This window comes from Hymenobacter koreensis, assembly GCF_039541855.1.
Lineage (GTDB): Bacteria > Bacteroidota > Bacteroidia > Cytophagales > Hymenobacteraceae > Solirubrum > Solirubrum koreensis.
In genome coordinates this window covers 166565-180302 of the sequence record NZ_BAABHA010000008.1, presented here as the reverse complement: position 1 = coordinate 180302, position 13738 = coordinate 166565, and the positions used below count along the sequence as shown (strand labels likewise).

At 60.0% G+C, this 13738-nt stretch carries 18 protein-coding genes; 9 read left to right on the top strand and 9 right to left on the bottom strand.

Annotated elements, in window-relative coordinates; translation table 11 throughout:
- Nucleotides 1-11: 11 nt before the first annotated feature.
- Entirely contained in the window at nt 12-1169 is a 1158-nt protein-coding gene (gene nhaA / locus ABD903_RS13230) for a Na+/H+ antiporter NhaA (protein ID WP_345224955.1), read from the top strand.
- A gap of 100 nt (nt 1170-1269) precedes the next feature.
- Here nhaA and ABD903_RS13225 read toward each other — a convergent pair whose 3' ends face one another.
- Complete coding sequence (locus ABD903_RS13225) at nt 1270-2289, bottom strand: threonine aldolase family protein (protein ID WP_345224954.1); 1020 nt, start codon at nt 2287-2289, stop codon at nt 1270-1272.
- A gap of 308 nt (nt 2290-2597) precedes the next feature.
- Here ABD903_RS13225 and ABD903_RS13220 point away from each other — a divergent pair, with 308 nt between their 5' ends.
- Nucleotides 2598-2903, top strand: coding sequence for a hypothetical protein (locus tag ABD903_RS13220; protein ID WP_345224952.1), 306 nt, complete (start codon nt 2598-2600; stop codon nt 2901-2903).
- Nucleotides 2904-3027: 124 nt separating this feature from the next.
- Here the strand turns inward: ABD903_RS13220 and ABD903_RS13215 are convergent, their stop codons facing one another.
- Nucleotides 3028-3543: a metallophosphoesterase family protein gene (locus ABD903_RS13215; protein WP_345224951.1), complete on the bottom strand. Its 516-nt coding sequence runs from the start codon at nt 3541-3543 to the stop codon at nt 3028-3030.
- Between the two features lie 258 nt (nt 3544-3801).
- On the opposite strand from ABD903_RS13215, the gene ABD903_RS13210 reads away from it, so the two are divergent.
- Nucleotides 3802-4491 (top strand): NUDIX hydrolase, encoded by a 690-nt coding sequence (locus tag ABD903_RS13210; protein ID WP_345224948.1) that lies wholly within the window; start codon nt 3802-3804, stop codon nt 4489-4491.
- Nucleotides 4492-4539: 48 nt separating this feature from the next.
- On the top strand, nt 4540-5019 hold the full coding sequence (locus ABD903_RS13205; RefSeq protein ID WP_345224946.1) for a hypothetical protein: 480 nt from the start codon (nt 4540-4542) through the stop codon (nt 5017-5019).
- Nucleotides 5020-5021: 2 nt separating this feature from the next.
- On the opposite strand, the gene coaD is transcribed toward ABD903_RS13205, so the two are convergent.
- From coaD to ABD903_RS13185, 4 genes are all read right to left on the bottom strand, one after another.
- Entirely contained in the window at nt 5022-5498 is a 477-nt protein-coding gene (gene coaD, locus ABD903_RS13200) for a pantetheine-phosphate adenylyltransferase (RefSeq protein ID WP_345224944.1), read from the bottom strand.
- Nucleotides 5499-5549: 51 nt separating this feature from the next.
- Complete coding sequence (locus ABD903_RS13195) at nt 5550-6440, bottom strand: DUF3822 family protein (RefSeq protein WP_345224942.1); 891 nt, start codon at nt 6438-6440, stop codon at nt 5550-5552.
- 60 nt (nt 6441-6500) lie between these two features.
- The gene (locus ABD903_RS13190) at nt 6501-6995 is read right to left on the bottom strand and encodes an NUDIX domain-containing protein (RefSeq protein ID WP_345224940.1); all 495 of its coding nucleotides are present in this window, start codon (nt 6993-6995) and stop codon (nt 6501-6503) included.
- A 111-nt stretch (nt 6996-7106) separates the two neighbouring features.
- Entirely contained in the window at nt 7107-7712 is a 606-nt protein-coding gene (locus tag ABD903_RS13185) for a DUF4126 domain-containing protein (RefSeq protein ID WP_345224938.1), read from the bottom strand.
- 224 nt (nt 7713-7936) lie between these two features.
- Between ABD903_RS13185 and ABD903_RS13180 the strand changes: the two genes are divergently transcribed.
- The 5 genes from ABD903_RS13180 (at nt 7937) to ABD903_RS13160 (ending at nt 11326) form a co-directional block, all read left to right on the top strand.
- Nucleotides 7937-8407 carry a PaaI family thioesterase gene (locus ABD903_RS13180; protein ID WP_345224936.1) on the top strand — a complete coding sequence of 157 codons (471 nt, stop codon included), beginning with the start codon at nt 7937-7939 and terminating at the stop codon, nt 8405-8407.
- A gap of 81 nt (nt 8408-8488) precedes the next feature.
- Nucleotides 8489-8710, top strand: a complete 222-nt coding sequence (locus ABD903_RS13175; protein WP_345224934.1) for a hypothetical protein — start codon at nt 8489-8491, stop codon at nt 8708-8710.
- Between the two features lie 108 nt (nt 8711-8818).
- The gene (locus ABD903_RS13170) at nt 8819-10267 is read left to right on the top strand and encodes an ATP-dependent DNA helicase (protein WP_345224932.1); all 1449 of its coding nucleotides are present in this window, start codon (nt 8819-8821) and stop codon (nt 10265-10267) included.
- A 257-nt stretch (nt 10268-10524) separates the two neighbouring features.
- Nucleotides 10525-10704, top strand: a complete 180-nt coding sequence (locus ABD903_RS13165) for a hypothetical protein (protein WP_345224930.1) — start codon at nt 10525-10527, stop codon at nt 10702-10704.
- Nucleotides 10705-10816: 112 nt separating this feature from the next.
- Nucleotides 10817-11326 (top strand): DUF1573 domain-containing protein, encoded by a 510-nt coding sequence (locus tag ABD903_RS13160; protein ID WP_345224928.1) that lies wholly within the window; start codon nt 10817-10819, stop codon nt 11324-11326.
- An 84-nt stretch (nt 11327-11410) separates the two neighbouring features.
- Here the strand turns inward: ABD903_RS13160 and ABD903_RS13155 are convergent, their stop codons facing one another.
- The 3 genes from ABD903_RS13155 to ABD903_RS13145 all read right to left on the bottom strand — a co-directional run bounded on the left by ABD903_RS13155 (nt 11411) and on the right by ABD903_RS13145 (nt 13674).
- Nucleotides 11411-11791: a DUF423 domain-containing protein gene (locus ABD903_RS13155; protein WP_345224926.1), complete on the bottom strand. Its 381-nt coding sequence runs from the start codon at nt 11789-11791 to the stop codon at nt 11411-11413.
- Between the two features lie 72 nt (nt 11792-11863).
- The gene (locus ABD903_RS13150; protein WP_345224924.1) at nt 11864-12541 is read right to left on the bottom strand and encodes a YggS family pyridoxal phosphate-dependent enzyme; all 678 of its coding nucleotides are present in this window, start codon (nt 12539-12541) and stop codon (nt 11864-11866) included.
- 83 nt (nt 12542-12624) lie between these two features.
- On the bottom strand, nt 12625-13674 hold the full coding sequence (locus ABD903_RS13145; RefSeq protein WP_345224922.1) for a VWA domain-containing protein: 1050 nt from the start codon (nt 13672-13674) through the stop codon (nt 12625-12627).
- Nucleotides 13675-13738 lie beyond the last annotated feature (64 nt).

Below are 13738 nucleotides of genomic sequence, written 5' to 3'. Positions count from 1 at the left end.
TGCTTTTGCCCATGCCCATTCGCCGTATCATCAGCCCCATTCGCGAACTATCCGACCGCGGTCAGCTGGCTGGTGTATTGTTGATTATGGCTACCGCCGTTTCGTTGTTTCTCAGCAATAGCGGGGTGGGGCCTCAATACCTGGCTTTTTGGGAAGAACACGTGGGCTTCGGGGCGCTGAATAAGTCCATTTCCCACTGGATAAACGACGGGCTGATGGCCGTGTTCTTTTTCATGGTGGGCCTCGAAATCAAGCGTGAGGTGCTGCATGGCGAGCTGTCGGAGCCACGCGTGGCCCTTATGCCGGCCCTGGCAGCCCTGGGCGGTGTAGTGGTGCCCGCGGGCATTCATTTGGCCTTTACCTATGGCACGCCCGCCTCCTCGGGCTGGGCCATTCCTTCGGCCACCGATATTGCCTTTTCCCTGGGCATTCTGTCCCTGCTCGGCGACCGAGTGCCCTTTGCGTTGCGCGTTTTCCTCACGGCTCTGGCAATCATCGACGACTTGCTGGCCGTCATCATCATCGCGGCCTTTTACACCGGGGGCCTGCACATGGGCTACCTGCTGGCGGCGGCGGGTATTTTTGCCGGCCTTGTGGTGCTCAACCGCCTGCGGGTTCAGCCGTTGCCCATTTACCTGCTGCTGGGTGTGGCCCTGTGGTTCTGCGTACTGGAGTCGGGGGTGCACGCTACCATTGCCGGCGTATTGCTGGCCCTGGCTATTCCCACCGAGCGGCTCGAAGACCTGGAATTGGCTTTGCAGCGGCCGGTTAACTACGTGGTGCTGCCGCTGTTTGCGCTTTGCAATACGGCCATTGCTCTGTCGGCCGATATTCTCCCGCAGTTGGCCTCTGGGCTGGCCTTGGGGGTGGGGCTGGGGTTGTTCTTGGGCAAGCCGCTAGGTATTGTAGGCGTTACCTGGGTGGTGGTGCGGCTGGGCTGGGGGCAGCTGCCCACGGGTGTAAACTGGCGCCGGTTCATTGGTCTGGGCTTCACGGCCGGCATCGGTTTCACCATGGCCATTTTTATTGCCACGCTCTCGTACCAAACCCCGGAGGCAGTCGACCTGGCCAAGCTGGCCGTACTGATTGGCTCCGCTATTTCGGCCCTCGTGGGCACCCTTATTCTGGCCCCCGGCAAGCTCACCGAAGAAGGCGGCATCGACGATTAAGCCCACCAGCTTACGGCACCATCTGAGTTGCGGAGCCCGCATGCATCATAAGCACCGGCGTGGTACTACGGCCTCAAAGTCGTAGCGCCACGCCGGGCCATTACTGCTGAACCGTTTGCAGCGCTGCCAGCACGCGTTCGATGCCGGCGTCGTCTACGTCGAGGTGGGTAACGAAACGCACCATTTGCGGTCCGAAAGCCGATGCTTTAATGCCGTGCTCGTTCATGTGCGCCAAGAATCGGTCCTCCGTCAGCCCGTCGCGAAGCCGGAAAATGACCAGGTTGGTTTCGGCGGGCAGCACAAAGTTCACGTAAGGTGCCGTTTCTAGGGCCTCGGCCAGCCGCCGGGCCCGGCGGTGGTCGTCGGCCAGGCGCTCCACATGATTTTCCAGGGCGTACAAACCGGCCGCGGCCAGGTAGCCCGCCTGGCGCCAGCCGCCGCCCATAACCTTGCGAATGCGCTTGCACTTCCGAATAAAATCCTGGCTGCCCACCAGCACCGAGCCCACCGGCGTGCCCAGTCCTTTGCTCAGGCAAATGGATACGGTATCGAATAAGCGGCCGTACTCGCGGCTGTCCTGGCCGGTGGCCACCAGGGCGTTGAAAATGCGCGCCCCGTCGAGGTGCAGCGGAATGCGCTGCCGCTTGGCCAGCTCCGCAATTTCGGTGAGCGTGTTCCAGTCGTAGCAGCTGCCGCCCCCGCGGTTGTGGGTGTTTTCGAGGCTGATGAGGCGCGTGGTGGGGTAGTGCACGTTTTCGCTGCGAATGGCCGCGGCCACCTGTGCGGCCGTCACCCGGCCCCGGTCGCCGGGCAGCAGCGCCACCGAAGCGCCCGAGTGAAACGCAATACCACCCACTTCCCAGAGGTAAATGTGCGAGGTCTGCTCGCAAATAACCTCCGATAAAGGCTCCGTGTGGCCCTTAATGGCAATTTGGTTGGTCATGGTGCCCGAAGGGCAAAATAAACCAGCTTCCAGGCCAAAGCGACTGGCGCATTCCTGCTCCAGGTCGCGCACGGTTGGGTCTTCCTCGTACACGTCGTCGCCCACGGAGGCACGAAACATGGCATCGAGCATGGCCGCTGTAGGCCGGGTCAAGGTGTCAGAACGCAGATCAATCATGGATAAAGCAGAAAGTGGCTCTCGGGCCAGTGCAGTTAATGTTCATGGGGGCGTGTCCCTGCGGGCCGGGCTGTACCGGGCTTCGCTGCGCTGCGGTGCTTCGGCTAACGCCTGCGCACCCGCTCCTTGCGTCGTGGCCCTACCCATCCCTCACGCTTTCGGGTACCAAACTACGGCCGCAACCGGCAGCATGCCACAACTTCTGGGTACATCGCGGTAACAATCATACGGTGAGGGGCAAAATCTGCCAGAATTTTCCTTACCTTTGCCCGCTCAATTCTGCTGAATAGACTCAAACCGACCGCGTCATGACCGTTACCCGTCTCAAGCGCAAGCACCGCAAGAACATTGCCCGTGCTAACAACAAAGTGCAAGAAATCAAAGACCTGCTCCGTACGCCCGTTCTCAAGAACGTCGACATCGAAGAGCTGAAGGCTGGTTTCAACAAAGGTGGCAACACCGCTGCTGCACCCGCTGCTAAAGCCGCTAAAGCTTCCAAAACCGCCACTGCCGCCGACAACGCCGCCGCGTTCGACGACGCCGAAGCCGTTACCAAGCCGGTTACCGAAGAGGGCCAGGCTGGCGAGCATCCGAAGCCGGAAATTGCTCTCTAAGCACTAAGCCGCGGCCGGTCGGCTGCTGCCATAGCATAGCACAAAGCGCCTTTTCTGCCCATACAGGCGGAAAAGGCGCTTTTTGTTGCTTATGGGTTTGGGTCGGCGTTAAAGCGCAGCCGGGTTATAATGCGGGCTCTTCCTTGGAAGAGCGGGGGCCAAGCTCCACGGCCTGCATGTTTGTTACTTTCCCGGCCTCCACCTCAAATTTGAGCAGGGTGCGCACCGTGTGAAACCCGTGCCGCCCCGCCGCCCCGGGGTTCAGGTGCAGCAGGCCAAGCTGGCGGTCGGGCATTACGCGCAGAATGTGGGAGTGCCCGCATATGAACAGGCCCGGCCGCTCGCGCTGCAGCAGGCTGCGCACGCCCTGCGAGTAGCGGCCGGGGTAGCCGCCAATGTGAATCATGAGTACCCGCAGGCCATTGAGGGTAAACAGCTGGGTTTCGTGGCAGCGCTGTCGCACCGGGCGGCTATCGATGTTGCCCCACACGGCCCGCAGCGGCGCCACGGCCGCCAGCTGATCCAGCACGCTTTCGTCGCCAATGTCGCCGGCGTGCCAAATTTGGTCGCAGTCGCGCAAATGGTGCAGAATACGGTCGTCGAGGTAGCCGTGGGTGTCGGAAAGCAAGCCAATGCGCATAGGGGAAGTACGTAGCGGGAAGAAAAGTGCAGCGTGGAAACGGTGCGGCTGCAAGGTACAGCGGCCAGAGCGCGGCGAAAACCTTCGATTTCGCCGGGGGCGTGTTACCTTTCCCGCCCGCAGCCGTATGCGGCCTGACGGGCTACCACACCAGAAAGGTCCGCCGCTGGGCCCATGCTTTTGTATCCCGAAATTAATGCTGTGTTTTGCAGCCCTGGCGTTGCCCAATCAGCTCCTTCTTCTTCCCGATTTGCCGCGATGAACGTCTTCATCAACGATATTCCGATCATCATCAAAAAGACCTCTGAGAAGGTTTACAAGCACCGCTACGACCTGATTTTGGCTGCCGAGGACGAGTTTACGTCCAAAGACCTGACGGGCGACGTGCTGGTGCGCGATGTAACTCCAGGATTCCTCGACCGCCTGCTGCGGCTGATGGAGGTCAAAAAGCTGAAAAAGCTGAAGTCGCTCACGCTGATGGCGCGCAAGAAAAAAGCGTTGATTCTGCACCTGAAAGACCAATTTCGCATTGCCAAAGCCGCTGGCGGCCTGGTGGTGAAAGACGGCTTGGTGCTGATGATTTACCGCCTCGGAAAGTGGGATTTGCCCAAAGGCAAACTCAAGCGCGACGAAGACCCTGCCCAGGGCGCCCTGCGCGAAGTAGAGGAAGAATGCAGCATTAAGGTGAGTCTGGCCGAAGAGTTGCCCAGCACCTGGCACTCGTACGCCTACAACGGGAACAAGATGTTGAAGAAAACCAACTGGTACGTGATGCGCTGCCTCGACGACTCCATGATGAAGCCGCAAGCCGAGGAGTACATTGAAGAAGTACGCTGGATGCAACCCCAGGAGGCCCTCAAGTCGCTAGAGGAGTCATACGCCTCCATTGCCTTGGTGGTACGCCACTACCTCAGTGAAATGGCGGGCACACCGGCCGAAGCCAAGTAACCACGCAAGCCCCAAGAGCGTACTGCCCCATAGTTATTCCCTCTGCATATGCGCTCCTTTCAACCCTTGTTGTGGTGCCTGGTGGTCTTGTTTTGTGCCGCCGCATCCTGTACCCGCTCCACGCCCTCGAACGAACAAGCTGGTCCGTCGCCGGCCGACGTACGCTCGGGCAATAACATTGATATTTCGGCCTTGGTAGGGCGGAATATCGACCAAGTGCGGCGTACCCTGGGTCGGCCACAGGAGGAGGGGCAAACCATTGGGGCCGAGCCGACCAAAGACCAGATGCGCGCCACTAAAGGCGAAGACTGGATTAATACCTTCGATTACCGGGGCTCCACGATTGTAGTTACGTTTAACGCCCGCACCCGTAAAGTGCGCGACCTAGTATTGGTGGGCACCGACGAAGAGGAACTCATGCGACGTGGCCAGCTGAGCCTCGTCAGCACCGATTACGTGGTGCTGCCCGTAAACAATCCTACCGCACCCACCAAAATTACCGGGGTGCGCGTGGTAGCCCGCAAGTAAGGCTAGGCTTCCCGATGCGAAACCGCAGGGGGCATTGGGAACGGCACAAAGTCGTCGACGCTGCCGCCGAAGCGGTGAATTTCGCGGATGATGGTGCTGCTGATGGCTGCCAAAGCCGGTGAGGTAATCAGAAAAACGGTTTCCAACTGCGGGTAAATGTGCCGGTTGGCCTGCGCAATCGTGTTTTCGTACTCGAAGTCGGTGGTGTTGCGCAAGCCGCGCAACAAGAATGTAGCGCCCGTTTCTCGCGCGAAATCGGCCGTTAGGCCTTTGTACGACTGCACCGAAACCCTTGGCTCGTCGCGAAATACCTCCTCGATAATGCCAATCATTTGCTCGACCGGCAGGTAGCGCGTTTTGCTGCTGTTGTTTCCAATGGCCACGATGATGTGGTCGAAGAGTTCTGTGCCGCGCCGAACCACGTCGAGGTGGCCGTTAGTGAAAGGGTCGAACGAGCCGGGGAAAAGGGCAGTGCGCATCGAGAAGCTATGTAAACAGTCGGGTGAAGCTACGCCAATCGGCAGAAAGCTTTATTCGCACAGGTGTAGGCTGTAGAGCTCGAAGTACCGGTACTCGAACACGTCGTTTAGGCGGTAGCTGTAGGTGAGGTCGTAGGGCCGGTTGCCGAAGCGTACGTGGCGGATGTACTTGCGCAGCACGTTGAACAGCACGGAATCGTGCAGCAAGTCCCCCCATACGGTCACGTGGTCTTCGTCGGGGTTTAGGCCGAGCTCCTGCATGACCAGGATGGTGTAGTAAATGAAGTCCTCGGGCGTGCTGAAGGCAAATACGTTGCAGAATTCCAGCTGCTTGTCGCGCACCACCACCACGCTTAGCTCCTGCGGGCCTACGCTCAGGAACATGCGGCGGGCTCCTTGCCGCTCGCTTTGGTGCAGCGCCCCTTCCACCAAGGCGCTGGTTTGGTGCAAAAGCTTCTGGCCAGGATATGTACGCTCAAACCACTCGGCTAACGATTTTTCGGCCGCAAACACGCTCACCATTTCCTGGCCGGGGTGGCGGAACCGCCGAACTACTTCGTGCTGCACATCGAGGTGATGGTGCAGTTGTAAGCAGCGGGCTTCGTCGCCGTCGCGGAACAGCGGAGCGGGCAGGAGCGTAAAGTGGCGGTTTTGCACAGCCAGGCGCACGCGGTTCCAGCCGCTTAACCCCAGTAAATCGTGGTGGACGGCCAGCTGCTGCACTTGCCCGGCCAGCGAAGTGGCAGGCTGCGGGGCGTAATCTTCGAGCAACACGAATTTGTTGCGGCGCGCATCGGCCACGCCTACCCGTACCCCCGCCGAGCCGGCCGTCAGGTACAGGTTATAGCCCGCTAGCTGGTCGGCGTCGAGGGTTTCGTCGCGCAGGCGCAGCAGGGCCGGGGTGGGCGTGGTGGAGGCAGCAACAGAAGCGGCAGGAGTCACGGGCAAGCAACTGGGTTGTGAGCCGCTAAAGGTACAACGAGGGGCGGAACTGAGGCCGCGTTATTTTAGGCGCAGCTGCGGAATGTAGGCGTCGTCGGTACTGATTAAGTCGCGTAAAATGGGGTGTACCTGCTGGGGCGGAAGCGTTACCAACTCGCGCGGGGTGCGCCAGGCCAAGGCCGTGAGCAGTTGTCGATCGGGGGCATGCTCGGGGTCGTGGCCAAGCTGTAGGTCGGCATCGAGCAGGGTGGCATCCACGGGCAGGACCTCGAAAAACACCTCCAGCGCCTGAAGCTGGTCGCCGTGGTACTCGTGCAGGTGCAGGAAGCGGCCAGCGGTTACTTCAAGACCGGTTTCCTCTCGAAACTCGCGGGCCACGCCTTCGCGCAGGGTTTCGCCAAAGTGCCAGCCCCCACCCGGCGGCGACCAGAACGGTTGCTGGTTAGGCAATAAACCCCGGTGAGAGGTAAGTAATAACGCGCCGCGGTGCACCAGCAAGCCGCACACACGTACCCGGGCGCGTTCGGCGTAAGCGGCCAGTAAAGAAGTAGGCAAAGCGAAAGGAAAAAGGTGTGTGGAGAGGCAGGAGCGGGGTTTCAGCGTGCAATATTGCCACTGCAGCACCCAGCAAACGCACGGCCAACGTAGCAACCGCGTAACATTTGTTCATGTTTGGCCGCTGGGTGCCGAAACCGAAGTGCGGGCACGGCGCCGTTCGCGCCAGCGCCGCAAGCGGCTAAGTACGTATACTACCAGCACCACGGCTAGCCCCGCTACCAGCAGCGGCAGCAGCAAGCCCAGCACCGTACCCACTACGGCCAGCACGTTTTCGGCAGTGGCCAGTACCGGGTTACCTAGTCCGCCGGTAGCTACCGTGGAGCCTGCCCGGAGCACCGCCGTGCCGGTTTGAATGATGCCGGCCGTGCTGCCACCCACCAGCGCACCAAGGCCCCAGCGCAACACCGGGTCGAGGCCGGGCAGGGCGGCCGTCATCAGCAGGGTACCGGCAATAAAGGAGGCTGGTGTGGTAAGCGAATCCAGGAAGTTATCGACGACGGGGAAGTAGTAGGCCAGCATTTCGGCCAGTGTGGCCGTGGCCAGCACGCCCAGCGCCGTCCACGACGCCAGCCACGCGAAGCCCTCCGAGGGCGTCAGAAACCCCGTGCGGTAGGCAATGCTGGCCGCCAGCAGCGGCACAAACACCCGAAAACCGCTGCACGCGGCCAGCGCCAGCCCCAGGGCGCCGGAAAGAAGGTAGTCGGCTGAGCTCATGGCAAGTAGAAAGCGTGTTCCCGACAACCCATACGCACGAAGCACGCTCAACAGTTACTCTCCAACTGTAAACCCATCCTAACAGAGCCAATACAGCTCGTAACTGGCGCGAACCGACCTTAGCGCAAAGTAAAAAAGGCCTCGTTCGTAGTACAATTTATTCACCAAATAGCATTTTGGGCCTTGCTTGCCCCGGCCGCATCCCAAAGGGTACCTTTGCCTTAATGTCACTTGCACCCGCCTCCGAAACCGCCGCCGACCTCACCGCCCGAATCCGCCGTAAGCTCCAACGCCAGCATTTCATGCACCTGATTGGGGCCGATCTAACCACCATCGAGTCGGGCCGCGTGCAGGCCGAGTTGCCCTTGCTGCAGCAGCACCAGCAGCAGCGCGGCTTCGCCCACGGTGGCCTAGTAGCCACCATGGCCGATCTGGTGGCCGGTTTCGCCGGTGTAACTCTCATTCCCGAAGACCACGGCCTGGTAACCGTAGAGCTGAAAGTCAGCTACCTGCACCCCGGCCTCGGCGACAAGCTCATTGCCACCGGCTGGGTATTGAAAGCCGGTCGCCGCCTACACTTCTGCGAAGCCGAAGTCCGAGCATTTGGCGGCGAGAATCCCGAAGAAGGCTTGCTGATTGCGAAGGCCACGGCGACGATGGCGGTTATAGAGCCTGCGCCTGTAGATTTTAAGTAGGTCGTTTCAGTGTTACTGATGATTAAGTGGTTAGATTCTGGATGGGCTCGATGGGTGATAGTACTGCTATATACAGCCGCCATGATTACTGGTTTTGGCATCCTCAACACGATGGTTAGCCTGAAATACGAAACTCAAAATCCTGGACAGTGCATTTCCGATGTAACAGGCCGGGATTTGTGCGCGACTCTGCTGACCTGTAAAGTTGAAACTGGTATTCTTTTGATGCTTGCGACTATGTTGCTTGGCCTGCACGTGTGGGTCAGTAATAAGGTCAAAACTGAAAAAAAACAGCTGTTATAGGCGGCGAAACAAAAGGAAATTCTTTGGTGCGCTTGACAAGGTATTTCCGCGCTGTATCGAATGACCCTGCCTAATTTGCTGTTCTAAGAGCTGAATGCAGCGCCCCGAATGTTAACAACCCGCATACCCTCCGTTCGCAACTACTTTCCCTTCGACCCCACCGAGGACCAGTCCACGCTTTTCGGGCAGCTCGATGGGTTTCTGAAAGACCAACTGCCCGGCCGTAAGGTGTTTATGCTGCGCGGCTACGCCGGTACCGGCAAAACCACCGTCGTCAGCGCCTTGGTGAAGTGGCTCGATAAAATGGGCCGCAAATACGTGCTGATGGCGCCTACCGGCCGCGCCGCCAAGGTTATGGCCCAGTACGCGGGCGTGCCGGCCAGCACCATTCACAAGCGCATTTACCGCAAAGCCGGCGGCTCCGAGAGCAATATGGCCTTCACCCGCCAGCCCAACCGCTCCGGCGAAACCATCTTCATCGTCGACGAGGCCTCGATGATAACCAACGAGAAGAGTTTCGGCGAAAGCGCCCTGCTCGACGACTTGCTGGGTTATGTGTTCGAAAAAACCACCAACCGCCTGCTGCTCGTCGGTGATACGGCCCAGCTGCCGCCGGTGGGCCAGAGCATCAGTCCGGCCCTGGACCCCGGGGTTATGGCCAGCTCGTACCGCTGCCACGTGAGCATGGTGGAGTTGCGCCAGGTAATGCGCCAGGCCGAGTCGTCGGGTATTCTGATGAACGCCACCGTGCTGCGCGAGGAACTGAGCGCGGCCCAGGAGTCGCCCGAAGGCACGCCCCAGGCCATGCCCGACATCAAGTTCGTGACCCGCGGCTACCCCGACATCTATAAAATGGGCGGCGACAAGCTTGAAGACGGCCTGCGCTGGGCCTACAAGCACTTCGGTCACGAGAATACCACCATCATCTGCCGCTCGAACAAGAACGCCAACCAGTACAACCAGCTCATCCGGCGCGTGCTTTTCGAGGCCGAAGACGAGATTGAGGCCGGCGACTACCTCATGGTGGTGCGCAACAACTACACGTGGCTGCCGCCCGAGTCGGAGGCTGGCTTTCTAGCCAATGGCGACTTCGTGGAAGTGACCAAAATCGTGCGCCGCATCGAGGAGTTCGGCTGCCGCTTCGCCGACGCCCGCCTGCGCCTTGTGGACTACCCCGACGAGCCCGAGCTGGAAGCCCGCCTGCTGCTCGATACGCTGCAATCAGAAAGCCCGGCCTTCCCCGCCGCCAGCAACAAGGCCCTTTACGAGGCCGTGCAAGCCGATTACGCCCACCTGCCTACCAAAAAGGAAAAGGCCCAGGCCCTGCGCCAAGACCCGTACCTGAACGCCTTGCAGGTGAAGTTCGCCTACGCCCTAACCTGCCACAAAGCGCAGGGTGGCCAGTGGCCCGCCGTGTTCGTCGACCACGGCTTTCTGAAGGAAGACATGATTAACGCCGAGTTTGCCCGCTGGCTGTACACGGCCGTTACGCGCGCCTCGGAGAAGCTTTTCCTGCTGAATTTCAACCCCAAATTGGTAGAAGAAGAACCTGAATAAAGGCTTGTTGCTGAAAGAAGTGGCCACAGTCGTGGAGCGGCTTGATGCGTGGCGGCTCTTTTGCTTCAGGAGAGCGACAAGCGTCGAAATACAGTTTCATTTCGGCAAGGTCAGCGGAATGATTAGCGGGTAGCTGACGTTGCCATTCCAGAAAGAATACCCTTCGCCTGATGCTCCTTCGGTTTGCTCTATGTGTTAGCTTGTTATTGATGGGGGTTGTGGTTTCGGCTACCGCGCAGCTAAGCAACCGGCAGCGCATGAAACCCCCGCCCGCAGTACCGCGGCCCGCGGCGCCCAGTACCTGGCGTAACGTGCCGCAGGTGGCGCCAACTGCGCCGCCGCTTTCGCGGCAGGACCGCCTGGCGTACGAACAGTGCCCCGACCCGCGCCGTTACGCGCGCAAACACCGGAAACACAAGATGGTGCGCATTCCATGAGCCGGTTTTGCCACGCCTTCATGCAACCTTTTGCTAGCTGGTCCGATTCTTGGCTAGCGGTTCAAAAATCTTAAATTTGTTGACCCTCAACGTCCTTAATTCCACTCACGTCATGAAAAAAGCACTTGTACTGGCGCTGTCGCTCGCGCTGTCTGGCGTTGCCGCCCACGCTCAATCGACGGCCGTACAACCGGCCAACGCCAAGGAAAAGGTAAACGGCCCGCAGATTACGTTCACCGAAATGAAGTATGATTTCGGCAAGATCAAGCAGGGCGACGTGGCCGAGCACGTGTTTAAGTTCAAGAACACGGGCACCGCGCCGCTGATCATTTCCAACATCGGCACGAGCTGCGGCTGCACCACCCCCGACTGGACGAAGGACCCGATTATGCCGGGTAAATCGGGCACCATTACGGCTAAGTTCAACTCGGCCGGTAAGCTGGGCATGCAGAACAAGGTGCTGACCATCGAATCGAACTCGGCTAGCGGCAACGCTGCCGTGGCCATGGTAGGCGAAGTGCTGGACGCTACCTCGGCTGATGCCTCTGCTGCGGCACCCGAAACCAAAGTGAAGGCCAAAGACGGCGAAACCAAGCTGAAGGCTAAAGCCAAAAAGTCGTAAGCTTCGAGGTACCACCCACAAGAAAACGGCCCGGCTGGAAGCTTCCAGCCGGGCCGTTTTCTTGTGGGTGGTACCGGGCCGTGGTTATGTGAGACGCACCACGGCCACGGCCAGTAGCACCCAGCCGGCAATCAGCAGCACGCCACCAATGGGCGTAACTGCCCCCAGCCAGCGCATGCCGGTGAAGCAAAGCAGGTACAGTGAGCCGCTGAAAATGAGAATACCGCCGGTCCAGAGCCAGCCGATGGTGCCCAGACTGCTCGCGTCGGGACGTACCAGGTACAGAATACCCAGGGCTAGCAAGGCCAGCGTGTGGTAAAACTGGTAGCGGACGGCGGTTTCGAACGTGTCGAGGCGGCCCGTAGCTTCCAGGTGCGCCCGCAGAGCGTGCGCTCCAAAAGCACCAAGTGAAACGCCCACAGCACCTGAAATAGCGGCAATAAGAAGGATGATTCGGGTAGACATGGCCGTAAAGGTACCGCGCAAAAACGGGGTTTTAGCGTGGGTTGACCCTTGAAGAAAAGAAATTACCGTGGGCTAAGCCGCCGGATACGCCCGGTTGCCGAAAATGGCGCTGCCCACCCGTATAAGCGTACTGCCCTCGGCAATGGCGAGGCGGAAGTCGCCGCTCATGCCCATCGAAATTTCCCGGAACGCCTCGTCGTCGGCGAAAAACTCACGGCGCAACTGTTCAAAATATCCCCGTAGGGTGCCGAACTCGTGGCGTAGCTGCTGCTCGTCGGAGGTATTGGTGGCCACGCCCATTACGCCGGCAATCTGCACGTGGGACAGGGTACGGGCCGCCTCGTCGCGCAGCAACGCTTCGGCTTCGGGCAACGACAGGCCGAACTTGGTTTCCTCCTCGGCAATGTGAAACTGCAGCAGCACCCGCACCACGCGGTTATGCCGGGCTGCCTGCCGCTCAATTTCCAGCAGTAGCTTCAAGCTGTCTACGCTCTGAATGGTGTGCACGAACGGGGCAATGTATTTCACCTTGTTGGTTTGCAAGTGCCCGATAAGATGCCACTCAATGTCGGCCGGCAGCTCGGGTTGCTTGGCTACGAGCTCCTGTACCCGGTTCTCACCAAACAGCCGCTGACCGGCCTCGTAGGCCTCCTGAATCAGCTCCACGGGGTGAGTTTTCGAAACGGCTACCAGCCGGCAGTTGCTACCCGAAAGGGCCTGCTGAAACTGCGCTAAGGCGTCTTTGATCATGAAACAGCGGAATTAAAGCGAGAAAGTCTGCCCAAAGGCATCAGGAAACTGCTGGGCCGAATGGGTAACAGGTAAAAACGCAATCAGTCTTCCAGCGCGTTGGTCAGGAAAGTGTTTTTCAGGCCCAGCCACAGCAGCCACATGCCCACCGCCCAGTAGAGGTAAAAACGGTAGTAGTCGTGCGTGTTGCGGTAGCGGGTTTGCCGTATCTCCGACTTCTCAAGGCGGTCAATCTGACCGAAGACGCTTTTCAGGGCTTGTTCGTCGGTGGCCCGAAAGAACTGGCCTTCGGCAGCCGCGGCTAGTTGGCGCATGGTGGTTTCGTCGAGTTGGGTTTCCACGAAGCGCGGCTGGCCTTGTTCGTCCACGCCGTAGGGCACGATGCCGTCCTTGCCCAGGCCAATGGTGTAAAGCTTCAGGCCGAAAGCATGCGCCAGCTGCGCGGCGGTAAGCGGGGCGAGGTTGCCGGCCGTGTTTTCGCCGTCGGAGAGCAGAATGCACACGCGGGAGCGGCCGGGAGCGTCGCGCAAGCGGTTGGTAGCCACGCCCAGCGCCGTTCCAATGGCGGTGCCGTCGGCGGCTATCATGCCCAGGCGCAGGTTCTGCAGCTCTTCGTCAAGCAGTTCGTAATCGGTGGTCGGCGGCAGCACCGAGTAGGCCTCCCCGGCAAACACCACCAGCCCGATACGGTCGCCGCGGCGGCCGCGCACGAAGTTGCGGGCAACGCGTTTGGCGGCTTCCAGGCGGTTGGGCAGCAGGTCGCCCAGCTCCATAGAAGCCGACACGTCCACGGCCAGCACAATGTCGATGCCCCGGCCGCTTTGCTCAATGCGTTCATCGGTGCGCTGGGGTCGGGCCAGCGCCAGCACGCCAAATGCCAGGCTAAAGGCCAGTACCAGATCGGGCAGAAAGCGCAGCAGAGCACTCCAATGTCCGCGGGCTTGGCCGCGCACAAAGGCCACCGCCAGTTTGCTGCGCCACCGCTGGGCCAGTAGTTCGCGTAGCAGAAACAACAGCGGAATAACCGGCAGCAGCAGCAGCAACCGCGGGTGCGCCCACGAGTAACCCGCCAGCGTGGAGTAGCGCAGACCGTCGAAAAGGGGAACCAATACCTGTTGCCAAAACTGCTGCATGCGGCGGCGTACCGAAAAAAGGCGGTTAAAGGTAAGGAGTTAGGCGCGGGGCTTTGTCCTGTTG